Genomic DNA, 22,939 nt, shown 5'->3' with positions numbered 1-22,939 from the left:
CTCCCACCACCCCCAACCCGCCAACCATCAGGCGGCCGGGCCGCCTTGAGTCGGTACGGTCAGGCGCGGCCGGTCCGCACGGCATGCCCGGAGTGCGGTTGCTCGCGATGGCGGTCCTTCAGTTCCCGTCGCAACAGCTTGCCGGTGGGGGTGCGTGGCAGGCGTTCGTCGAAGACCACCGTGCGCGGCAGCTTCAGGCGACCGAGCCTGCCCTGGCAGTAGTCGACGATGTCCTGCGCCAGATCCGGCGTGGCGGCCTTGCCGTCACGCAGTTCGATCACGGCCTTCGGTACCTCGCCCAACTCCGGATCGGGCACGCCGATCACGGCGACGTCCGCCACCGACGGGTGCTGCATCAGCACGCTTTCGATTTCCTGCGGATAGACGTTCACGCCGCCCGACAGGATCAGGTCCGCGCGCCGGTCGCTCAGGAACAGATACCCTTCCTCGTTGACGTAGCCGAGGTCTCCATAGGTGGCCCAGCCCTTGTCGTTGTACGCGGATCGCGTCTTCTCCGGGGCGTTGTGGTACGAGAACGTTGCCACGCCCGAGAAGTAGATCATGCCGACTTCGTTGGGCGGCAACTCGTTGCCGGCGTTATCCACGATGTGGATGACGCCGGCCGACGCGCGTCCGACCGAGCCCGGATACTTGCGCCATTCCAGTGGCCCGATGGAGGTCGTGCCGGCGCCTTCGGAGCCGGCGTAGTACTCGTAAAGGATGTCGCCCCACCAGTCGAGCATGGCCTGTTTGACATGGACCGGGCATGGCGCGGCGGCGTGGATGGCGACCTTCATCGACGAGAGGTCATAACGGCGGCGTGCCTCGTCGGGCAGGCCCAGCAGGCGCACAAACATCGTCGGCACCCACTGGCTATGTGTGACGCGGTAGCGCTCGACTGCGGCCAGCGCGCCCTCGGCGTCGTATTTCGACATGGCGACGCATGTGCCGCCGACGTCAAGCGTACGCATGATGTAGCGCAGCGGCGCGGCGTGATAGAACGGCGCGGTCGACAGGTAGACCGTGTTCTCGTCGAAACCGAATGCACGGCGCCAGGCGATGATTTCAAGCTCAGGTTTGTCGCGGTCTTCGTAGGGCGTGAGCGGCCGGCGGATACCCTTGGGGTGGCCGGTGGTGCCGGACGAATAGAGCATGTCGCGGCCGACCGGACGCGGGGGCAGGGTGGCGTCAGGGGCGAACGCGGAGATTGCGGCTTCGTACGCTTCAAAGCCTGGCGGCAGGTTCGAAGCGCCAGCCAGCACAAAGACAGGCAGATCGAGCGCGTGGGCATCGGCCGCGCGTACTGCTTCGACCAGCGGCAACATGGCGGGCGACGCGATCAGCAGTTTCGCTCCGCAATCCTTCAGCACGTAGGCCGCTTCCGCCGGGCTCAGGTGCGTGTTGACTGCGGTGTAGTACAGCCCGACGCGCCGCGCCGCGGATGCGATCTCGATCAGGCCCGGGTGATTCTCCACCAGCACGGCGATGCAGTCGCCGGCTTCCAGACCACGCGACACCAGCCATTGCGCGGCGCGGATCGCGCGCGCGTCCAACTCTCCATACGTGATGACGTGGCCCGATTCAGCCTGGATCAATGCTGGCTTTTGCGGCGCCACGGTTGCCCAGTCGTGCAGTGTTGTCATAACAGGTCGTCTCCTCCTGTTGGTTTTGTATTCTATTGCGACGCTATGCGCCCAGCGATGCCTCCACATTGCGCATGAGCGTCAGCAGGCGCGGGCCGAGGTCTTCCTTTAGCCGTTTGCACTGTTCGCTGTAGATCGGCACGGCGGCAGCGAGCACCCAGGCTTCGCCATCGCGGCGTTTCTGCATCGGCACGGCGATGGTTTCGATCTCGCGGTGCAGGTCGCCGTAGCTGCGCGAGAAGCCTTGCTCGCTCAGATCGCGTTGTGCCGTGGCAAGGCGCTCGTCGAGCCATTCCTTGCGCGATGGGTCGCGCCGCGCGAAGCCGTCGAGCCACGCCTTGCGTTCGGACTCGGACAGCATCAACAGGTACGCCCGGCCGGATGCCGCGCGCGACAGCGAGACGCGCATCCCGATTTCAGAGCGGAACAACTGCGAACCTGCACCCTGCGCCACTTCGACGTAGCTCAGATTGGTGCCAATCCCCGCGAGTAGCTGGACTTGTCCTTCGATGTGGTCTGCCAGTTCCTGCATCAGAGGGCGGGCCAGCTGGCGGATCGTCATGCGGGCGAGCGTCGGCGCGGCCAGGTTCAGCAGGCCGAGTCCGGGCACGTATTTCGATAGCCGCTCGGAATAGCGCAGCAGGCCGAGTTCGCACAGCGTGTCGAGCAGGCGGAACAGCGTGGGCTTGGGCAGACCCGTCAGCTCCATCAGTTCCTTGCCGGACAGTTCCTGGACGGTGGTCGAAAAGCAGCCAAGGATGCCGATGCCGCGTGCGAGCGCGCTCACCAGGCGACCTTCCTGTTCGCCTTCGCTCTCGCCCGCCGTGACGGGTGCGGTAGGTGGCAGTGATGTCACTTCAGATGCTCCCGGTCCATCGATGTCGCTGTTTTTCGGCACTTGTGTCTCATAAATTCTATTCTGCAATTCAAAAAAAGAGTCGGTCAAGAGAAATTTCGAGGCGAGAAGCTGGACTTTTTGGCTAAATCTGATTGAAGATATGTCACGCCAACCGATATTTTGAGCCACCTATCTCATTTTTCCTACTACCAGGATCAGGGGGAGACACATGCAGCAAGCTTTCATCATCGACGCAATCCGTTCGCCGCTGGGCCGTTCCAAGCCCGGCTCCGCCTTTACCGAACTCCATGCCACCGAACTGCTGGCCCAGGTGCTGTCGCAGCTCGTGCGGCGCAATGACCTTGACCCGGGTCTGGTCGATGACGTCATCACCGGTTGCGTGACGCAGGCCGGCGAACAGTCCGCAGGGGTTGGGCGCGTGGCCTGGCTGGCGGCGGGCTTTCCGGAGCACGTGCCGGCCACCACCATCGACCGCAAGTGCGGTTCGAGCCAGCAGGCCGTTCACTTTGCCGCGCAGGGCATCATGGCCGGCGCGTACGACATCGTGATTGCCTGCGGCATCGAGTCCATGAGCCGGGTGCCGATGGGCGCGGCGCGTATTGGCCAGAACCCATATGGTCCGTCGTTTGAGGAACGCTACGCGCCGGGGCTGGTCGGGCAGGGCGTGTCGGCCGAGCTGGTTGCCGCCAAGTGGGAGCTTTCGCGTCACGACATGGACAGCTACTCGGCGCGCTCGCACCAGCGTGCCGCCGCCACCCAGGCAGCCGGCGGATTCAAGCGCGAGATCGTCGGCATCCAGACCGTGAATGGTCTGGTGGAGCAGGACGAGACGATCCGCGCCAACACCACCGTGGAGCGCCTGGCGACGCTGGAGTCGCCATTCCGCAACGACGAACTGAGTGCCCGTTTTCCGCAGATCGGCTGGAATGTTACCGCCGGCAACGCCTCGCAGATCAGTGATGGTGCGGCCGCAATCCTGATTGTCAGCGAGCGCATGGCCACGAAGCTCGGCCTCAAGCCGCGCGCGCGTTTTGTCGGTTTCGACGTGATCGGCGCCAATCCGCTGGAGATGCTGACCGCGCCGATCCCCGCCACCCAGCGCGTGCTGGCAAAGACCGGCATGACGCTCGAGCAGATCGCGCACTACGAAATCAACGAGGCATTCGCCAGTGTGCCGATGGCCTGGCAGAAGACGATGAAGGCCGATGGCGCGCGCCTGAACCCGCGCGGTGGCGCGATCGCGCTAGGTCACCCGCTTGGCGCATCGGGCGTGCGGCTGATGACCACCATGCTCCATGCGCTGGAAGACAGCGGCGAGCGCTTCGGCCTGCAGTCGATGTGCGAAGCGGGCGGCATGGCGAACGCCACGATCATCGAGCGCGTCTGACGCCCATCGCAATCCCATACGAACAGGAAAAACAAGCATGAAACTCGACCAGACCATGTCCGCCGTCGTGACCGGCGGTGCCTCCGGCCTCGGCCTTGCCAGCGCCAAACGCCTTGTGGAGAAGGGTGTCAAGGTGGTGATTGCCGACATCTCGGAAGAACGTGCCGCTGCCGCGCTGGATGCACTGGGTCCCAATGCCACGTTCGTCCAGGCCGACGTCACCGATACCGACCAGATGACGCGCGTGTTCGACGCTGCAGTCGCGATGGGGCCGCTGCGTGCGCTAGTGCATTGCGCGGGGCTCGGTGGCGCGGTACGCGTGGTGGAAAAGGACGGCTCGCCGGGCTCGCTCGAAGCCTATGAGCGCGTGGTGCGGATCAACCTGATTGGCACCTTCAACGTGCTGCGTCTGGGTGCGGCACGCATGGCGACCAACGAGCCCGTCGACGGCGAGCGTGGCGCATGCGTGCTGACCGCGTCGGTGGCGGCCTACGAAGGCCAGATCGGCCAGATTCCTTACGCATCGGCCAAGGCGGGCATCGTCGGCATGACCATCGTCGCGGCACGCGATCTGGCACAGCGCATGATTCGCGTCTGCACGATCGCCCCGGGCCTGTTCGACACGCCGCTGCTGGCCCGTCTGCCCGATAACGTGAAGGCCTCGTTGGGTGCGATGGTGCCGCACCCGGCCCGCCTGGGCGCGCCGGACGAGTACGCGTCCACCGCGCTGCACATCCTCGAGAATCCGATGCTCAATGGCGAGACCATCCGTCTGGATGGCGCCATCCGCATGGCCCCGCGCTAAGGAGTCGATCATGACCGACACGCTAGTCAAGGAGATCCGCGGCAACGTGATGGTGCTGACCATTAACCGCCCCGAAGCGCGCAATGCGATGGACTTCGAAACGGCCACCGCCATTGCGGCAGCGCTGGACGAACTCGATGCGCGCGACGACCTGAGCATCGCGGTGCTGACCGGTGCCGGCAACACCTTCTGTTCCGGCATGGACCTGAAGGGGTTCCTCGCCGGCAAGCGGCCCAGCATTCCGGGGCGCGGCTTTGGTGGCGTGACCGAGCGCCCGCCGCGCAAGGTGTTGATCGCCGCGGTTGAGGGCTACGCGCTGGCGGGTGGCTTCGAACTCGTGCTCGCTTGCGATCTGGTCGTGGCCTCGCGCGAAGCAAAGTTCGGCCTGCCAGAAGTCAAGCGTGGCCTGGCTGCAGCAGCCGGCGGCCTGATGCGCTTGCCGCGCCGCGTGCCGTACCACGTCGCCATGGAGTACAGCCTGACCGGCGACATGCTGCCGGCCACGCGTGCCTACGAACTGGGTCTCGTCAATCGCTTGGCCGAAGCTGGCGGCGCGCTGGATGCCGCGCTGCAACTGGCCGCTGCGGTCGGCGCCAACGGGCCGCTGGCGATCGCCGCGAGCAAGCAGGTGGTGGTGCAATCGGGCGACTGGACCCGCGAAGAAATGTTCGAGCGTCAACGGCCGCTGATCGAGTCGGTTTTCACCTCGGCCGACGCGCGTGAAGGCGCGGCGGCATTTGCGGAGAAGCGCAAGCCGGTCTGGACCGGCAAGTAACACCCTGTCTGGATTGGCCGCCCCGAGCCTGATCAGGGGCGGCCTTTCGCGGCTGCAGCACCCGCGATTACAGACCCGTCGCAGCAAGAAAGACATGCGCCACCGCGTGAATACGTGAGCGGTGACAAGAAAAAAATGGTTGAGCCGACACAACCAATCAGGAGACGACAAATGCAACGCAGGACCTTCAGTTCGCTGGCGTTTGGCGCCAGCCTCGCGCTTGGCGCAATCGGCATGGTTGCCGCGAAACCGGCGAACGCGCAGGCATGGCCAACGCGGCCCATCACGATCATCGTTCCCGGCGCGCCGGGTGGCACGACCGATATTCCGGCCCGCATCGTCGCGCAGAAGCTCTCGGCACTGCTGGGCCAACCCGTGGTGGTCGACAATCGCGCCGGCTCGGCCGGCATCATCGGCACGCAGGCCTTCCTGCATGCGCCCGCCGATGGATACACCTGGCTCGTCGGCAATACCGGCTCGCACGCGATCAACTACACGGCATACAAGAAGCTGAGCTACAAGCCGCAGGATTTCGTGCCGGTCACCGACATGATCTCGTTCACGAACGTGCTGGTCGTCAACGCCCAGTCGCCCGTGAAGAGCGTGGCGGACCTCTTGGCGCTGCTGAAGAAGGAACCGGGCAAGCTCTCGTACGCGTCGGCCGGCATCGGGCAGACCACGCATCTGACGTCGCTGATGTTCACGCAGCGCACGGGCACCAACGCCATCCATGTGCCGTACAAGGGGTCGACGCCTGCCACCACGTCGGTGATCGCCGGCGAGACCACTTTCATGTTCGACAACCTGACCCAGTCGCTGCCGCAGATTCGAAGCGGCAAGCTGCGCGCGCTGGCGGTAACGAGCGATGAACGTCAGGCCAGCATGCCAGACGTGCCGACCATGGCCGAGGCCGGGGTGAAGGATTTCGTCGTGCAGGGCTGGCTGGGGTTCTTCGGCGCGGCAAAGACGCCCCCGGAAGTCGTCGCGAAGATGCAGGCGAGCCTGGCGAAGGTCATGGAGGATCCTGATGTCGTGCGGCGCTTTCGCGAAATGGGTGGTATGCCCGGCGGAGAGCCGCAGCCGAAATTCGCCGATCTGGTCAGCAAGGATCAGAAGCGCTGGGGCGAGACCATCCGCCTCGCCAACCTGACACTCGACTGATGACGCTGTCATCGTTCAACGCATCCAACACAATCGAAGCAGGAGACATCGCATCATGACCAACCCTTTGCCCTGGATCAGCGGCGACCTGGAGATCTTCCAGGATGGCATTCGCAAGTTCGTCGAGCGCGAGCTTGCACCCAACGAGGATCGTTGGTGGAAGCAGCAGTACATCGACCGTGAAGTCTGGTACAAGGCAGGCGAGATGGGGATGCTCTGCGCAAGCATTCCCGAAGAGTACGGTGGCGGCGGCGGGACGTTCGCCCACGAGGCCATCATCACGATGGAACAGGGGCGGGCCGGCGTGAGCAGCCTCGGCACCAACGTGCACAGCGGCATCGTTGCCCACTACATCCTGCGCTACGGCACTGAGGAACAGAAACGCAAGTGGCTGCCGAAGATGGCGACGGGCGAGCTGGTTGCCGCCATCGCCATGTCGGAACCCGGCGCGGGTTCGGATCTCAAGAGCGTCAAGACGCGCGCGCTGAAGGAGGGCGACAGCTACGTCATCAATGGTTCGAAGACCTTCATCACGAACGGCTATCACGCGAACCTGATCCTGGTGATCTGCAAGACCGATCCCGAGGCGGGCGCGCGCGGCGTGTCGATCGTCGTGGTCGAGACCGATGGCCAGCAGGGATTCCGCCGCGGTCGCATCCTGGAAAAGATGGGGCAGAAGGGCCAGGACACCGCCGAGTTGTTCTTCGACGACATGCGCGTGCCGTGCGCGAACCTGCTCGGCACCGAAGAGGGCAAGGGCTTCTACCAGCTCATGCAACAGTTGCCGCAGGAGCGCATGATCATCGCGCTGGGCGCGTTGGCATCGATGGAGCGCGCGCTGGGCCTGACGATCGAGTACGTGCGCAATCGCAAGGTCTTCGGCGAATCACTGATCGAGCTGCAGAACACCCGATTCCGGTTGGCGGAGTGCAAGACCAACGCGACCATCGCGCGCAGCTTCGTCAACGATTGCATGGAGAAAATCCTGCGTGGGGAGCTGGACCCCGGCACGGCGGCGATGGCCAAGTGGTGGTGCACGCAGCGTTCGTGCGAGATCATCGACGAATGCCTGCAGTTGCACGGCGGCTATGGCTACATGATGGAGTACCCGATTGCGCGGATGTATGTGAACGCGCGGGTCAGCAAGATCTACGGTGGCTCGAACGAGATCATGAAGGAACTGATCGCGCGCGAACTCTGAGGTGCTGCCGGCGAGGCGAAGTCGCTACGGTTTCGGTCAGGGTCCTTTTTCGATCCGGGCCGAAGCCTACGCGGCCGGCGCGTCGCCGGCAAATTCCGCAATCGCCACTTCGCGGAAATGCCTGATGGCCGGACCATCGGCGTGCGGGGAAAAGGCCAGGGCGATGCCGATGCTCGTGGTGTTGGGATAGTTGGCCAGTGTCGAATAGACCAGCTTGTCACTGCCGAATCGACGCATGATCGACGGGACCAACGCGACGCCAAGGCCGCTTTCCACCAGTGCCAATACCGTCTGGATCTGCGTGGCTTCCTGCGTGATCCGGGGAAGGAATCCGGCGGTCTGACATGCCGCCATCGCAGCGGCGTGCAGGCCCGATGCTTCGGTCTGGGCATACATGACGAACCGCTCTTGCGCAAGGTCGGCGAGCGTAAGCGGTTGCTTTGCCGCCAGCGGATTGCGCCGTGGCAGCGCGGCAACGAACCGGTCTTCCTGCAGGGAAATCAGCGTGGCAGTGCCCCTGGACATCAATGGCGTCCTGATGAGGCCGACATCCAGGACTTCCTCCTCCAGGCTCCGAAGAATGCTGGTCGACGTTGCCTCTTTCAGTACGAGTTCGATGCCCGGATATTCCTCGCGGAAGCGCGAGACGAGTCGCGGGAGTACCTGATACGTCGTGGAGCCGACGAATCCCACGCGCAATGTGCCACCCAGACCACTGGCGGCTGCGTGTACCCGCTCGCTGAACTGGCCAGCGTGGAACAGGATGCGCTTTGCCTCCAGCAACGCGACCCGCCCGCTGGCGGTCAGCGCCACGCCTCTGGCATCGCGCAGGAACAAGGTGGTGTCCAGCTCTGCTTCGAGTTTCTGTATGGAGACGGTCAGGGCCGGCTGGGCGATATGCAGCCGCTCGGCGGCGCGCCGGAAGTTCAGAGTCTCGGCAAGTACGACAAAGTGCCTGATGCGACGTAGATCCATATTCCTGGAAGGGTGACAGAGCGCCGCATTTCAATGTCGTGTTCTGGCTCCGGAGGGCGCTTGAGACCTGGAGCTTATTGAAACATGCTGTGCGTCGCAATACGGACACATACGCATGTCGCGGGGCATTCCCGCTGCGGTGCCATCGCTGTCAGGGGAGCCGTTTCCCGCCGCCACGCCGGAACGAGAAACGGCCTGTCGTGACCCCTTTATCCCTTGAATACGGGTTTGCGCTTGTCGAGGAACGCTTCCACGGCTTCCTTGTGATCGGCGGCCTGATGCGAGACCGCTTGATAGACGGCGGAAAGTTCCAGCAGCGTGCCCAGCGACGTGTGCATGCCTTCGCGCAACAGGCGCTTGGCCAATCGGACCGCGTGCGGCGGGTTTGCCGCGATGGCGGCCGCGATCTCCCGGGCCGTGGGCAGCAGAGCCTCAGGTTCGACTACCTGCGAAACGAGATTCCACTCGAGCGCCGTTTGCGCGTCGATCGCCTTGCCCGTGAACGTAAGCTCCGCCGCGCGCGACATCCCGATGATTCGGGGCAGCAGCCAGGCGCCGCCATCCCCGGGAATGATGCCCAGCTTGACGAAGCTCTCCGCAAACTGGGCGGCGCGCGACGCGATGCGGATGTCGCACATGCAGGTGAGATCGAGACCCGCCCCCAGTGCCGGACCGTTGACGGCGGCGATGACCGGGACCTCCAGATTGAACAGCGCAAGCGGCAGCCGCTGAATGCCATGGCGATAGTCCCGTCTGACGTCCATTGCCGAGGCAGTCCCGGATGCCTGCCGCTTCATTTCGTGGATGTTGCCGCCCGACGAGAATGCGGTACCGCTTCCGGTGATGATCACGGCGCGGACCGACGTATCGGACTCGATACGCTCGATCGCGGCCAGGAATTCGGGCACGGCCGTATTGCCCGTCAGTGGGTTCCGGCGCTCGGGTTCCGACATCGTCAACGTGACGACGTGCCCGTCTTGTTCGTAGGACAGGAAGTTCGACATGGTAGGTCTCCGGGATTGGATGGATCGGTTCGTCTATCGTTGCGTCTACTGTTTCGGCACGCCTGCGCGCTCGGCGGCGTCCGACCACTTCTTGATCTCCGCGAGCTGGAAGGTCCTCAGCGCTTTCGCGTCGCCGACAAAGACGTCCCAACTGGTGCGCGACAGGAATTCGCTGGTTTCTGGTGTCCGGTAGATGTCCAGCATCAGCATTTCCAGCTTGGCGATGACCGGCTTTGGCGTATTCGCCGGTGCGAACGCGGCGGTCCAGTTCACCATGAAGTAGCCGGGGAATCCGCTTTCCTGAAGCGTGGGCGTGTTGGGCTGGCTGCCGAGCCGCTTGTCGCTGGTGACCGCGAGCAGCCGGAGCTTGCCGCCGTTCAGGAGCGGAAGTACCGCGCCATAGTCGGCAAACACGAAATCCACCTGTCCTGCAGCCAGATCGGTCAGCGCAGGCGCCGCGCCCTTGTATGGCACATGGTTGGCCTTGATGTGACCCATTGCCAGAAAGAGCTCGGTCGCGATCTGGTACGAGGCGCTGCCCGCGCCATAGTTGAGAGTGCCGGGGTGTTCGCGTGCCGCACTCAACAGCGCGTCGACGGTTTGGTAGCGAGACGTCGCGCTCACGACCAGCGCCATGGCGCCGACTCCCAGACGGGCAATGGGTGCGAGTTCGCTGACGGGGTCATAGGGGAGCTTGCGGAACATCGCGACATTGGTCGCCACCGGCGAGTTGCTGGCCAGCAGCAGCGTATATCCGTCGGGTTCGGCGCGGGTCACCGTTTGCGCGGCGATAAAGCTGTTGCCACCCGGACGGTTCTCGACGACGACCGGCTTTCCCAGCCGTTCCTCCATCTTGCGTGCGAGATATCGGGCGTTGGAGTCCGTGCCGCTCCCCGGCGGAAAGGACACTACCAGCTTGATGGGCTTGTCCGGGTATTCGCTTCTGGCGTCCATCGGCGTCAGTGCGCCGCCAATCGTCACCACGAGCGCGCACAGCATGGCCCACCGGCGCGTGGCTGATGTGAGTTTCATTCCTGTCTCCGTGTTATCCGGCTTCGTCTAGTACGCGAAGCGTCAGCAGAGACTATGCGCAGCGCTATGGCGCTGTCCAATATAGAAACGACGATTTTCGATATCCAAAATATATCGGCGTACTGCCGGGCAGTGATAAACGCAGCTTATCGAAGTCTCGCGAATCGCTATTGGACGCGGCGTTGGCACGTGGCTACGCTCATCGCTACAACTCGAAAGCAGGAGACAACGACATGAGCAAGGCGCTTGGCCATATCAAGGTGCTGGACCTGTCCCGTGTGCTGGCCGGACCCTGGGCCACCCAGAATCTGGCGGACATGGGGGCCGAAGTCATCAAGGTGGAGCGACCTGGCGCCGGCGACGACACGCGCGGCTGGGGGCCGCCGTTCCTGAAGGACCCGCAAGGCAACGAGACCGATGATTCGTCGTACTTCCTCAGCGCAAACCGGGGCAAGAAATCGATCACGATCGACCTTGCATCGCCAAAGGGCCAGGACATCATCCGGGCGCTGGCCCGCGAATGCGATGTTGTGGTCGAGAACTACAAGGTGGGCACGCTGGCTCGCTATGGCCTGTCCTACGAAGACCTGCGCAAGCTCAACCCGCGTCTGGTGTACTGCTCGATCACGGGATTCGGTCAGACCGGGCCCTATGCGGCATTGCCGGGCTACGACTTCGTTTTCCAGGGTATGGGCGGTCTGATGAGCATCACCGGGATGCCGGATGGCGAGCCCGGCGCCGGCCCGGTGAAATCCGGCATCGCCATCACAGATCTGCTCACCGGCATGTACGCCACATCGGCCATCCTTGCCGCGCTTGAGCACCGGAACGTCAGCGGAGAGGGCCAATACATCGATATCTCGTTGCTCGATTGCGTGGTCACCATCAATTCGTACCAGGCCATCAACTACTTTCTGTCCGGCAAGGTCCCCCAGCGGATGGGCAATGCGCACTCGAACATGGTGCCGTACCAGGTATTCCGCTGCAAAGAGGGTGACGTCATCGTGGCGGTCGGCAACGACACCCAGTACGCGGCGTTCTGCGGCGTCATCGGGCGTCCCGATCTGGCGGAAGATGCCCGATTTACCACTGCAGCACAGCGCAACCGAAATCGGGAGACGCTGATTCCCCAGGTTGCCGAGGCGATGCTGGCCAGAACCATGACGGAATGGGTGACGCTGATGGAAGCGGCGAACGTGCCTTGCGGACCGATCTACAACATGAAACAGGTGTTCGAAGACCCGCAGGTCAGGCATCGGGACATGCAGCTCGTTCTGGAGCACAGCAGCGGTTCGAAAGCCCCATCGCTTGCGAATCCGATTCGTTTCTCCGATACGCCGATTCGCTACCAACGCTCCGCGCCAACCCTGGGTGAACACACCGACAGGGTTCTGCAGGACATGCTTGCCTTTTCAGCCGAGACCATCGACGCCTTGAGGGAGCAGGGCGTGATCTGATCGTTGTACCCAAAACAAAACTCAAGGAGACAAGATGCTGCATTCCGCAAAGATGCTTTTCCTGGCTGTTGCCGTGTTCGCCGTGTCAAATGCCGCGTCCGCAGCGGATCAGCCCATCCGGTTGGTGGTGCCATATCCGCCGGGCGGCGCAGCGGATCAGATCACCCGGCTGGTGACCAGCGATGCGTCGAAGTTCCTGAAGACGACGATCGTCATCGACAACAAGCCAGGGGCAGCGGGCATCATCGCCGCGGAGACCGTGGCCAGATCCGCACCCGATGGCAAGACGCTCCTGGTCGGCTCGAATGCGCCCCTGGTCATCAACAGCGCGATCTACGAAAAGTTGCCCTATGACCCGGCGCGCGATTTCGTGCCGGTGGCGGGGCTGGGCAAGACGCCGCTGATGCTCTCTGTGCGGGCGGAGTTGCCGGTGAAGTCAGTCAAGGATCTGGTGGCACTGGGCAAGGGCCAGCCAGGGAAGCTGACCATGGGCTCGGCGTCGAGCGGCAACATCACGCACCTCGCCGGCGAGAACGCGTCGAGCAAGCTCGGCGTGAAGGTCACCCATGTGCCGTTCGCGGGTAGCGCGCCTGCCATCGTCAGCCTGATTGGTGGGAATATCGACCTGATCTACGATGCATTGCCGTCCTCCATGCAGCAGGCCAGGGCAAACCGGATTCACGCACTGGCCATTCTCGATACGAACCGCTTTCCACTGTTGCCGGACGTGCCCACCATGCACGAACTGGGCTACTCGGGAACCGAGGCGAGCGCCTGGTTTGGTGTAGTCGCGCCGGCTGGCACGCCCGCTGCGCCTATCGCGGCGATGAACAAGGCGATCAACGACGCCCTTCGCAATCCTGAGCTGGTCGAGAAGCTACGCGCAATCGGCGCGCAGCCGATGCCGGGATCTCCTGCGAGCTTTGGGGAATTCATTAACGAAGAGCGCGCGCGCTGGATTCCCGTGGCGAAGTCCCTCAACGTGAAGGCGGACTGACGCATGCAGGCGCTGAGTTCTGTCGAGGCCGTCAAGGCGCTTCGCGATGCGCCGGCCGCGGTGAGCGACTACATCGTGCTGGACCAGGAGACGATCGATACGTTCGCAAGGCTGACCGGCGATCGTCAATGGATCCACGTCGATCCGGTACGCGCCGCGGCCGAGTCGCCGTTCGGCTGCACGATTGCACATGGACTCCTGACACTGTCGATGGTCACCACGGCGTTCACCCAGTGCTTCTCGTTTCCGGGCCGCAAGATGTCTGTGAACTACGGGTTCGACAAGGTGCGTTTCACTGGTGCCGTACCCGCGGGCGCCCGGTTGCGCGGTGTGTTCGTCCTGCAGCGCGTCGAGGATGTCCGGCCGGGCGAGATCAGATGCTTTTGGCAAGTGGAAATGCAGGTGGAAAACAGCGAACGCCCCGCCATGGCGGCGACGTGGCTGCTGCAGATGCGCTACTGAAAACAAAGGAGACAAGCAATGACGGTACTGGAAGTCAGGCACGTTGGAACCACCGCCGTGGTGACGATGAATCGTCCGGAGCAGCGCAACGCGCTCGACATGACGATGCGGGACGCATTCGCCGAGGTCGTTCCGGCGTTGCGCGATGACAAGGCGGTAAAGGCCATCGTGCTGACCGGCGCTGGCGGGCACTTCTGCGCGGGGGGCGATGTGAAGGCGATTGCGGCCGGGCAGGGCGGCGAACGCGACATCTTCGAGGGACGCGAGCGCATTCGCAAGATTCATCGCTGGTCCGACGAGTTGATCGACATGGAGAAGCCGGTCATCGCGGCCGTGGACGGCGTGGCGTTTGGCGCGGGACTCTCGCTGGCGCTTTGCGCGGACTTTATCCTGGCATCGAAACGGGCCACGTTCTGTTCGGTGTTCTCCCGCATCGGATTCGTGCCCGATGTCGGGGCGTTATATCTGCTGCCTCGCTGGATCGGCCTCGCGCGCGCCAAGGAACTGGTCTTCTCCGCGCGCGTCGTGAAGGCCGATGAGGCGCTCGACCTTGGGTTGCTCCATTCGATCTCCGATGACGATGTCGTGGCCGATGCCATTGCGCTGGCGAATCGCTTCGCGCACGCCCCGACCGACGCCATCGGCGCGGCGAAGTCCGTGATGAACCGGGCGTTCGAGTCCGACCGTCATACCGTCCATGCGCAGGAAGCGATGCTGCAGGCCATGTGCCGCGAGAGCGCCTATCACCAGGAGGCAGTCCGGAGGTTCATCGACAAGGAACCCGCGAAGTACCAGTGGTGAAGATCGCCACTGTGAACGTGATGTGAGGCACCGGTTGCCGGCGTGTTGCGGACACACGGCAGCACCGTGCCGGTTTTTTGCACTGACGCCTGGCGGCAGTGCCAGATCAGGAGTTTTCATTGAATCATCTACTCGATACCTTTCATCTCGCGCAGTTGCCCCCGGAGGCGGAGGCGTTTCGCGCCGAGGTGAAGGCCTTTCTCGCGGACATGCAACCCAAGGCCCCACCAAGCAAGCGGGCCAGGTCGTGGATGGGCTTTGACGCTGATTTCAGCCGGAAGCTTGCCGGCCGCGGATGGGTAGGCATTACCTTGCCGGCGCAGTACGGCGGCGCCGGCCTGGATCCGTTCCGACGATTCGTGCTGGTCGAGGAGTTGCTGAGCGCTGGAGCCCCCGTCGCAGCGCATTGGATCGCGGATCGGCAAAGCGGGCCGCTGATCCTCAGGTACGGCACGGAGGCGCAGAAGGCGGCTTACCTGCCGAAGATATGTCGTGGCGAGGCGTTCTTCTGCATTGGCATGAGCGAGCCGAACTCGGGCTCCGACCTGGCGAGTGTCCGGACGCGCGCGACGCCGGCTGCGGATGGCTGGGTCCTGAATGGCCAGAAGATCTGGACGACCAACGCGCAGCATTGTCAGTACATGATCGCGCTGGTCCGTACCTCAGGGGTTCCCGAGGACAAGCAGAAGGGGTTGTCCCAGTTCATCATCGATCTTTCCCTGCCCGGCGTGACCGTGCGTCCCATCCGGGACCTCACGGGCGACGCGCACTTCGCCGAGGTGGTATTCGAGAATGTGGCGCTGCGGTCGGATGCCCTGATTGGCGAAGAAGGCAGTGGTTGGGAGCAGGTGAACGCGGAACTGGCATTCGAGCGCAGCGGCCCGGAGCGCATCTATTCCAGCATCGTCCTGCTGGATGCCTGGATCGAACAGCTTCGCCGCACGGAAGCGACCCGGGACCAGGTGGCCGCGCTTGGCCGCTTCGTCACGCATGTGGCGACGTTGCGCAACATGTCGATCGCCGTGACATCGAAGCTGGCACGCCATGAGAGCCCGGTGGTCGAAGCGGCGTTGGTCAAGGATCTGGGTACCGAGCTGGAGCAGGCGATTCCGGCCTATCTGGAAGCGGCGATCGCCTCGGACCCGGAGGCGGCCGGCGATGGCGAGCTGCTGCGCACGGTGGCCTATCTGAGCCAGATTTCCCCGACGTTCTCGTTGCGTGGCGGCACGCGAGAGATTCTCCGCGGCATGATCGCCCGTAGCCTCGGGCTGCGCTAACACGAAGGAGGACAGTGAATGTTCGTAGAAGCCATCGCAAATATTCTGAAAGACCGTTTCTCGCCGCAGGCGCTCCGGAAGATTGGACAAGGCGTTGAAGTCAGGGAGGTATGGGGTGCCATCGAGGAGGCGGGATTCCTCGAGCTCCTGGCGCCCGAAGAGGCTGGAGGCGCCGGGCTGGCGTTGGGCGAGCTGTATCCGATTCTTCTTGAGGTCGGAAAGCACGCCGTACCACTGCCAATCGGCCAGACCATTGCAGCACGGGCGATTCTCTCGAAATCCGGGGGCGGGGCGCCCGCGGGCATGATCACGATCGCGCCAAGATGCCGGTGCGAACCGGACGGGAGCCTGCATATCGCCAATGTGATCGGTGGCCTGGTCGCGGACCATGTACTCGTGGGCTGCGGCGACGCGGTGCTCTTGCTGGATTGCAGCGCGGCGCAGCGGGACTGGATCGGGGTGCACGGCAGCCTCAGCGCGGATTTGAAGTGGGTGCGGGGTGATGCCGTGCCTATCGAGGGCGTCACGGTGGACGAACTGGACGCCTGGGACGGCGCCGTGCTTGCCGTGCTGATGGCGGGGGCGGCCCGACGCGCGGGAGAGCTGACCCTCCAGTATTGCCAGGACCGTTCGCAGTTTGGGCGGTCGATCGGCAAGTTCCAGGTCATCCAGCATCAGCTTTCAGTAATCGTCGAGCACATTGCCGCAATGTCCGTCGCCGCGCAAATGGCTTTCGCGGGTGGGCAGCGGCACCCGGGGAAGCTTGCTGCCGCCGTGGCGAAGGCCCGCTGCGCGGAGGCCGTGCAGGTTGTCGCGGCCGCCGCCCATGGGCTCCACGGCGCCATCGGCATCACGGAGGAGTATGACCTGCAACTGGTGACGCGATGCCTGCACGAATGGCGCATGGCGCACGGGTCGGAGTTGTACTGGAATCGTGTTGTCGGCATGGCGATTCTGGGGCGCGATGGCGTGAAGGTGAGCGATTTCGCACGTCAGGTCTAGGCGTTCGGGTGCACTTGTTGTCTGGCGCGAATAGTTCGTTCGAACGTCGCCGGCATGGCCGGCGCGGAACAGAATGACTGTGTCTCATCTCCACCGAGGAGCCAACACGTGGATTTTCGCTTCAGCGAGGAACAGGCCATGCTGCGCGACACGCTCGCGCGCTACCTGTCCGATCACTACACGTTCGATGCGCGCCAGGCTGCCGTGCATTCGGCCGCCGGCTGGCGTCCCGATTGCTGGCGCGCGTTCGCGCGCGACCTTGGCCTGCTTGGCATCGGGATTCCCGAGCGCTTCGGTGGGCTGGGCGGCGGCATCATCGACCACATCGTGGTGATGGAACAGTTCGGCCGCCATCTTGTGCTGGAGCCCTACCTTGGCACGGCCATCCTTGCGGTTGATGCACTGCAATATGCCAATGAGACGCTGGCCGCCGAAGCGCTGCCCGCCATCGCGGCAGGCGAACTGGTGGTCGGCTGGGCGCACGCCGAACCGGAATCGCGCTACGGAATGATGGTGCGAACACGCGCGGATGCGGCTGCCGGCGGTTACCGGTTGCATGGACGCAAGGCGCTTGTCACCGGCGCGCCCTGGGCCACGCACTTCATTGTCAGCGCGAACACGGAAGCCGGTCCGACGCTGTTCTGGGTCGAACGCACGGCGCCGGGCCTGACGTTGATCGAAGCCCCCACCTTTGACGGCGGCCGTACTGCTGACCTGATACTGACCGACGTGCCGGTGAGCGCCGCACAAGTGCTGGGAATGCCTGGCGGCGCATTGCCGCTGCTGGAGCAACTGGGCGACACCGCCGCCGTCGCGCTGTGTGCCGAAGCCACCGGCGCCACGGCGCGAATGCTGGAGAACACCATCGAGTACGCGCGTCAGCGCCAGCAGTTCGGGCAGGCGATCGGCAGCTTCCAGGCGCTGCAGCATCGCATGGCCGACATGTACATGTTGCACGAGCAGGCCGTCGCCCTCACACAGGTGGCTGCCATGCGTCTTGCTGGCGAGCCACATGAACGGGCGCTGGGTGCCAGCACCGCCAAGGCCCATGTCGACGAAGCAGGCCGCCGCATCGGGCAGGGCGCGGTGCAGATCCACGGCGGCATGGGCGTGACCGAGGAAACGGCGGTCGGCCACTACTTCAAGCGTGTCACCGCCATCGGCCTGCAGTTCGGCAACGTTGCCTACCATCTGCGCCGTTGTGTCGACCTGCGCTACCCGGCCAACGCATAAGGACCGCCATGGATATCGACGAGTCTCCGCAAGACCTGCAGTTTCGCGCCGAGGTGCGCGCCTGGATCTCCGAAGCGTTTGATGACGAGCTTCGCGCCATGATGGCGCAATCGAAGAACGGTTATCTCGACAAGGCGGCACAGGTACGCTGGCAAAAGGCCCTGCACGCGCGTGGCTGGGCCGCGCCGAACTGGCCGCAAGCACATGGTGGCCCCGGCTGGACACCCACGCAACGGCACCTCTTCCAGAGCGAACTGGCCGCCGCCGGTTGCCCGCCGGTGTCGCCGATGGGTCTCAAGATGGTGGCGCCCGTCATCATGAAGTACGGCAGCCCCGAGCAACAGGCCCGCTTCCTGCCGCGCATCCTGGCGTCCGACGACTGGTGGTGCCAGGGCTACTCCGAACCGAACTCAGGCTCCGATCTGGCCTCGCTGCAGATGCGCGCGACACGCGGCGTCGATGCGAATGGCGAGCACTACATCCTCAACGGTTCGAAGATCTGGACGACGCACGCCCAGTGGGCCGACTGGATGTTCTGTCTGGTGCGGACCTCGCGCGAGGGCAGGCCGCAGGAGGGCATTACGTTCCTGCTGCTCGACATGCGCACGCCGGGTATCACCGTATCGGCGCTGCCTACGCTCGACGGCCCGATGGAGGGCCAGCAGGAGGTCAATCAGGTTTTCTTTGACGATGTGCGCGTGCCGGCCGCCCAACGCATTGGCGAGGAGGGCATGGGCTGGACCATTGCCAAGTACCTGCTCGAGTTCGAGCGTGGCGGCAGCTTCGCGCCGATGCTGCACCGGCAACTGGACAAGGTGGCTGCCATGGCCGCCGCTCAGCCCGGTGAGGATGGCACCGGGCGGCTGGTCGACGATCCCGTCTTCCGGCAACGGCTGGGCGCCACGTATGTGCGCGTGGCGGCGACCGAGGCGGCGGAGTTGCGGCTGTTCTCCGGCGTGGCCTCGGGTACGTCGATCGGCGCGGCGTCGAGCATGATCAAGTTGGTCGGTACCGAGACGGCACAGGCCATCTCCGAGCTAGCCGTCGACGTGCTCGGACCCTATGCGCTGCCATTCGTGCGGGATACCTGGGCCGAGATCCAGGGCCGCGCTGCCGACCCGCGTCTGGGTCCGGACGATGCCGCCCCGATTGCGCCGCGCTACTTCAACTATCGCAAGGCATCGATCTACGGCGGTTCGAGCGAGATCCAGCGCAACATCATCGCGCGACAGGTATTGCGGCTCTGAGTGCCCGCATTGGCGTCCCTCGACGCCATTTGTCACCAGTACCCATCCTATCAATCAAAAAGGGAGACAAGGCTCATGGAGACGGAATACCTCGCGACGCTGCCCAGCGCGATTCGCCACTTCGCCCGGGAGCGGGCCGGGGCCATTGCGTACGCCTTCGAAGGCCGCGAGACCACGTTTGCCGATTTCGATCGCCATACGGATCGCGTGGCGCAGGCCCTGCTGGCCGACGGCGTGAAGGCTGGCGACCGCATCGCCTATGTCGGCAAGAACAGCGACCACTATTTCGAACTATTCTTTGGCGCGGCCAAGATGGGGGCCGTCATTGCACCGGTGAGCTGGCGGCTGGCGGGGCCCGAAATCCAGTACATCGTCTCGCACTGCGACGCGACGCTGGTCTTCGTCGGCCCCGAGTCATCGGCATCGGTTCGCAACCTGCTGCCAGCGCTGCCACTGGTGCGCCGCGCCGTGGCGATGGAGGGCGGGGAGCCAGACTGGCCGGCCTACACGGAATGGCGCGACGCGTGCCCGGATACACCACCGGCGCACGAAGCGAAGCCCGCCGACGTGGTGCTGCAGCTCTACACGTCTGGCACTACCGGACGTCCCAAGGGCGTGATGCTGATGCATCGCAACCTGACCAGTGGTACCGAGATCTCGATGCGCGAAGGTGCCGACTGGTCGCAATGGAACGACGAAGATGTGTCGCTGGTGGCCATGCCGGTGGCGCATATCGGCGGTTCGGGCTGGGGCGTGCGCGGTGTTCTTGTCGGCTGCAAGGGTGTCGTGGCGCGCGAATTCGATCCGGGCAAGGTGCTCGACTATATCGAGCACGACCGCATCAGCAAGCTGTTCATGGTGCCGGCTGCGATGCAGATCGTGCTGCGTGATCCGCGCGCGCGCCAGGTGGACTATTCACGCCTCAAGCACATGCTGTACGGTTCGTCGCCGATTCCCGCAGCGCTGCTGCGTGAGGGCATGGCGGTGTTTGGCTGCGGCTTCGTGCAGCAGTACGGCATGACGGAGACCACGGGCACGATCGTGGCGCTGCCGCCGGAAGATCATACGCCCGCCGATGTCCCGCGCATGCGCGCCGCCGGCAAGGCCATGCCCGGTAGCGAGGTGGCGGTGGTCGGGCCGGATGGCCAGAGGCTGGCTGCCGGCGAGGTGGGCGAAGTGGTGATCCGCTCGCCGCAGAACATGGCGGGCTACTGGAAGCAGGAGGAAGAGACCGCCCGCACCATCGACGCCGACGGCTGGCTGCGCAGTGGCGATGCTGGCTACATGGACGCGGACGGCTACCTCTATATCCACGACCGGGTCAAGGACATGATCATCAGCGGCGGGGAGAACATCTACCCGGCCGAGGTGGAGAGCGCCATCTACGGCCACCCGGCCGTTGCCGACGTGGCCGTGATCGGTGTGCCGGACGAGCGGTGGGGTGAGGCGGTCAAGGCGATGGTGGTGCTGCGCCCGGGTGTGGCCGCTGACGCCGACAGCATTCTGGGCTGGGCGCGCGAGCGTATCGCGGGTTTCAAGGTGCCCAAGAGCATCGACTTCATCGATGCCATGCCGCGCAATCCGTCGGGCAAGTTGCTGCGTCGGGCGCTACGGGAACCGTACTGGACGGGCCGCACCCGGCAGGTGAACTAGGCACTCCGGGGCCGGGGAAGGGCACATCCGGCGGCAGATGACGCCGGGCGGTCGAGGTCTGGATCGCCTTCCTGGCGAGATCTGCCCGACCCGCCGCCCGATGTGTCGCCCCCCGCAGCGGTGTCGCCGTTTGATCTGTCGCAACACCACCTATGGTATCGATATAGATAATCCACCCCATATTTTGTGCGTAAGCACGGGAGGGGTGCGATGCAACAGAACATCCGGGGCGCGACGACTGTCGACGTCGAGTCGTCTATCAATGAATACCTGGACCGCAAGGACTGGCGGATTCACGCCAACGCCAACCAGGGGTATTCGCTGGGCGGACTGATCCTCAATGTGGCCGGCAAGGTCACCGCCAACTACTGGCTTTCGCATGTCTACGCGCCCGAGGCTGGCGCCGCGCACCGGGAAGGCGACCTCCATATCCACGATCTCGACATGCTGTCCGGCTATTGCGCCGGCTGGTCGTTGCGCACTCTGCTGCATGAAGGCCTCAACGGCGTGCCGGGCAAGGTGGAAGCCGCGCCGCCGCGGCATATGTCGAGCGCGGTCGGGCAGATCGTGAATTTCCTGGGGACGATGCAGAACGAATGGGCCGGCGCGCAGGCCTTCTCGTCGTTCGACACCTATATGGCGCCTTTCATCCGCAAGGACGCGATGACGTACCCCGAGGTCAGGCAGCACATCCAGGAGCTGATCTATAACCTCAACGTGCCGTCGCGCTGGGGCACGCAGACGCCATTCACAAACCTGACGTTCGACTGGACATGTCCCGACGATCTCAAGGAACAGGTGCCCGTCATCGGCGGCGAGGAAATGCCGTTCCGCTATGGCGACCTGCAAGCGGAGATGGACATGATCAACCGTGCGTACATCGAGGTGATGACGCAGGGCGATGCCAAAGGGCGCGTCTTCACGTTCCCGATCCCCACCTACAACATCACGCCGGATTTCCCGTGGGAAAGCGAGAACGCCGCGCGGCTGTTCGAGATGACGGCGAAGTACGGCCTGCCGTACTTCCAGAACTTCGTGAATTCGGACCTGACGCCCAATATGGTCCGGTCCATGTGCTGCCGGTTGCAACTGGATCTGCGTGAATTGCTCAAGCGCGGCAACGGCTTGTTCGGCAGTGCGGAGCAGACCGGGTCCCTGGGTGTGGTCACCATCAACTGCGCGCGACTCGGTTACCTGTATCAAGGCGACGAAGCCGCACTGCTGAACCGGCTCGACTCACTGCTGGACATGGGCCGCGACACGCTGGAGGCCAAGCGCGAGCGTATCCAGCAACTGATGGACGAAGGGCTGTTCCCCTACACGAAGCGCTACCTGGGCACACTGCGCAATCATTTCTCGACGCTTGGCGTGAACGGCATCAACGAGATGATCCGCAATTTCTCGGGCGATGCGTACGACATCACTACGGAAGCCGGGCACGCGATGGCGATGCGTCTGCTGGACCATGTACGCGGGCGGATCGTCGAATTCCAGGAAGCCACGGGCCACATGTACAACCTGGAGGCAACGCCAGCGGAAGGCACCACGTATCGCTTCGCGCGTGAAGACCGCAAGCGCTGGCCCGACATCCTGCAGGCCGGCACGGCCGATCAGCCCTACTACACGAACTCGTCGCAGTTGCCCGTCGGCTTTACCGACGATCCATTCGAGGCGCTGGCGCGTCAGGAATCCCTGCAATCGAAGTACACCGGGGGCACGGTCCTGCATCTCTACATGGGCGAGCGCCTGTCGAGCGGGGAGGCCTGCAAGCGGATGGTGCGTCGCGCGCTGGAGTCGTTCCGGCTGCCTTACATCACGATCACGCCGACGTTCTCCGTCTGCCCCAAGCACGGCTATCTGGCCGGCGAACACCGCTTCTGCCCGAAGTGCGACGAGGACATTCTCGCGCGCAAACGCGCCGCGCTGGCGGCGTGAGGTTTCCCGATTTTCAACCCGACGTTTCGCACA

20 protein-coding genes are annotated in these 22,939 nt (G+C 64.1%); 15 read left to right on the top strand and 5 right to left on the bottom strand.

Annotated elements, in window-relative coordinates:
- Window positions 1-59: 59 nt before the first annotated feature.
- Window positions 60-1,643 (bottom strand): acyl-CoA synthetase, encoded by a 1,584-nt coding sequence (locus RMET_RS26415; RefSeq protein WP_011519563.1) that lies wholly within the window; start codon window positions 1,641-1,643, stop codon window positions 60-62.
- A gap of 43 nt (window positions 1,644-1,686) precedes the next feature.
- Window positions 1,687-2,499, bottom strand: a complete 813-nt coding sequence (locus tag RMET_RS26410; RefSeq protein WP_011519562.1) for an IclR family transcriptional regulator — start codon at window positions 2,497-2,499, stop codon at window positions 1,687-1,689.
- 211 nt (window positions 2,500-2,710) lie between these two features.
- Between RMET_RS26410 and RMET_RS26405 the strand changes: the two genes are divergently transcribed.
- From RMET_RS26405 to RMET_RS26385, 5 genes are all read left to right on the top strand, one after another.
- On the top strand, window positions 2,711-3,889 hold the full coding sequence (locus RMET_RS26405; protein ID WP_011519561.1) for a thiolase family protein: 1,179 nt from the start codon (window positions 2,711-2,713) through the stop codon (window positions 3,887-3,889).
- Window positions 3,890-3,926: 37 nt separating this feature from the next.
- Window positions 3,927-4,694, top strand: a complete 768-nt coding sequence (locus RMET_RS26400; RefSeq protein ID WP_011519560.1) for an SDR family NAD(P)-dependent oxidoreductase — start codon at window positions 3,927-3,929, stop codon at window positions 4,692-4,694.
- A gap of 10 nt (window positions 4,695-4,704) precedes the next feature.
- A complete protein-coding gene (locus RMET_RS26395; RefSeq protein ID WP_011519559.1) occupies window positions 4,705-5,469 on the top strand; it encodes a crotonase/enoyl-CoA hydratase family protein in 765 nt (254 codons plus the stop codon).
- Window positions 5,470-5,640: 171 nt separating this feature from the next.
- Window positions 5,641-6,630, top strand: coding sequence for a Bug family tripartite tricarboxylate transporter substrate binding protein (locus tag RMET_RS26390; RefSeq protein WP_011519558.1), 990 nt, complete (start codon window positions 5,641-5,643; stop codon window positions 6,628-6,630).
- Between the two features lie 55 nt (window positions 6,631-6,685).
- Complete coding sequence (locus RMET_RS26385; RefSeq protein ID WP_011519557.1) at window positions 6,686-7,831, top strand: acyl-CoA dehydrogenase family protein; 1,146 nt, start codon at window positions 6,686-6,688, stop codon at window positions 7,829-7,831.
- A 66-nt stretch (window positions 7,832-7,897) separates the two neighbouring features.
- Here the strand turns inward: RMET_RS26385 and RMET_RS26380 are convergent, their stop codons facing one another.
- The 3 genes from RMET_RS26380 to RMET_RS26370 all read right to left on the bottom strand — a co-directional run bounded on the left by RMET_RS26380 (window position 7,898) and on the right by RMET_RS26370 (window position 10,842).
- A complete protein-coding gene (locus tag RMET_RS26380; protein WP_011519556.1) occupies window positions 7,898-8,806 on the bottom strand; it encodes a LysR family transcriptional regulator in 909 nt (302 codons plus the stop codon).
- A 209-nt stretch (window positions 8,807-9,015) separates the two neighbouring features.
- Window positions 9,016-9,810: a crotonase/enoyl-CoA hydratase family protein gene (locus RMET_RS26375; RefSeq protein ID WP_008645293.1), complete on the bottom strand. Its 795-nt coding sequence runs from the start codon at window positions 9,808-9,810 to the stop codon at window positions 9,016-9,018.
- Window positions 9,811-9,855: 45 nt separating this feature from the next.
- Complete coding sequence (locus RMET_RS26370; RefSeq protein ID WP_011519555.1) at window positions 9,856-10,842, bottom strand: Bug family tripartite tricarboxylate transporter substrate binding protein; 987 nt, start codon at window positions 10,840-10,842, stop codon at window positions 9,856-9,858.
- Between the two features lie 233 nt (window positions 10,843-11,075).
- Here RMET_RS26370 and RMET_RS26365 point away from each other — a divergent pair, with 233 nt between their 5' ends.
- The 10 genes from RMET_RS26365 (at window position 11,076) to RMET_RS26320 (ending at window position 22,906) form a co-directional block, all read left to right on the top strand.
- Window positions 11,076-12,299, top strand: a complete 1,224-nt coding sequence (locus tag RMET_RS26365; protein WP_011519554.1) for a CaiB/BaiF CoA transferase family protein — start codon at window positions 11,076-11,078, stop codon at window positions 12,297-12,299.
- Between the two features lie 34 nt (window positions 12,300-12,333).
- The gene (locus RMET_RS26360; protein WP_011519553.1) at window positions 12,334-13,296 is read left to right on the top strand and encodes a Bug family tripartite tricarboxylate transporter substrate binding protein; all 963 of its coding nucleotides are present in this window, start codon (window positions 12,334-12,336) and stop codon (window positions 13,294-13,296) included.
- 3 nt (window positions 13,297-13,299) lie between these two features.
- Window positions 13,300-13,758 (top strand): MaoC family dehydratase, encoded by a 459-nt coding sequence (locus tag RMET_RS26355; RefSeq protein WP_011519552.1) that lies wholly within the window; start codon window positions 13,300-13,302, stop codon window positions 13,756-13,758.
- An 18-nt stretch (window positions 13,759-13,776) separates the two neighbouring features.
- On the top strand, window positions 13,777-14,559 hold the full coding sequence (locus RMET_RS26350) for an enoyl-CoA hydratase/isomerase family protein (protein WP_011519551.1): 783 nt from the start codon (window positions 13,777-13,779) through the stop codon (window positions 14,557-14,559).
- A gap of 119 nt (window positions 14,560-14,678) precedes the next feature.
- Complete coding sequence (locus tag RMET_RS26345; protein ID WP_011519550.1) at window positions 14,679-15,836, top strand: acyl-CoA dehydrogenase family protein; 1,158 nt, start codon at window positions 14,679-14,681, stop codon at window positions 15,834-15,836.
- Between the two features lie 18 nt (window positions 15,837-15,854).
- Window positions 15,855-16,838: an acyl-CoA dehydrogenase family protein gene (locus RMET_RS26340; protein WP_011519549.1), complete on the top strand. Its 984-nt coding sequence runs from the start codon at window positions 15,855-15,857 to the stop codon at window positions 16,836-16,838.
- 108 nt (window positions 16,839-16,946) lie between these two features.
- A complete protein-coding gene (locus RMET_RS26335; RefSeq protein WP_029310109.1) occupies window positions 16,947-18,071 on the top strand; it encodes an acyl-CoA dehydrogenase family protein in 1,125 nt (374 codons plus the stop codon).
- 8 nt (window positions 18,072-18,079) lie between these two features.
- Window positions 18,080-19,318: an acyl-CoA dehydrogenase family protein gene (locus tag RMET_RS26330; protein ID WP_011519547.1), complete on the top strand. Its 1,239-nt coding sequence runs from the start codon at window positions 18,080-18,082 to the stop codon at window positions 19,316-19,318.
- Window positions 19,319-19,393: 75 nt separating this feature from the next.
- The gene (locus RMET_RS26325) at window positions 19,394-20,971 is read left to right on the top strand and encodes a fatty acid--CoA ligase (protein WP_011519546.1); all 1,578 of its coding nucleotides are present in this window, start codon (window positions 19,394-19,396) and stop codon (window positions 20,969-20,971) included.
- Window positions 20,972-21,181: 210 nt separating this feature from the next.
- Window positions 21,182-22,906: a ribonucleoside triphosphate reductase gene (locus RMET_RS26320; RefSeq protein WP_011519545.1), complete on the top strand. Its 1,725-nt coding sequence runs from the start codon at window positions 21,182-21,184 to the stop codon at window positions 22,904-22,906.
- The last annotated feature ends 33 nt before the right edge of the window (window positions 22,907-22,939 follow it).

This window comes from Cupriavidus metallidurans CH34, from assembly GCF_000196015.1.
GTDB classification, from domain to species: domain Bacteria; phylum Pseudomonadota; class Gammaproteobacteria; order Burkholderiales; family Burkholderiaceae; genus Cupriavidus; species Cupriavidus metallidurans.
This window is presented reverse-complemented; position numbering and strand designations above follow the sequence as displayed.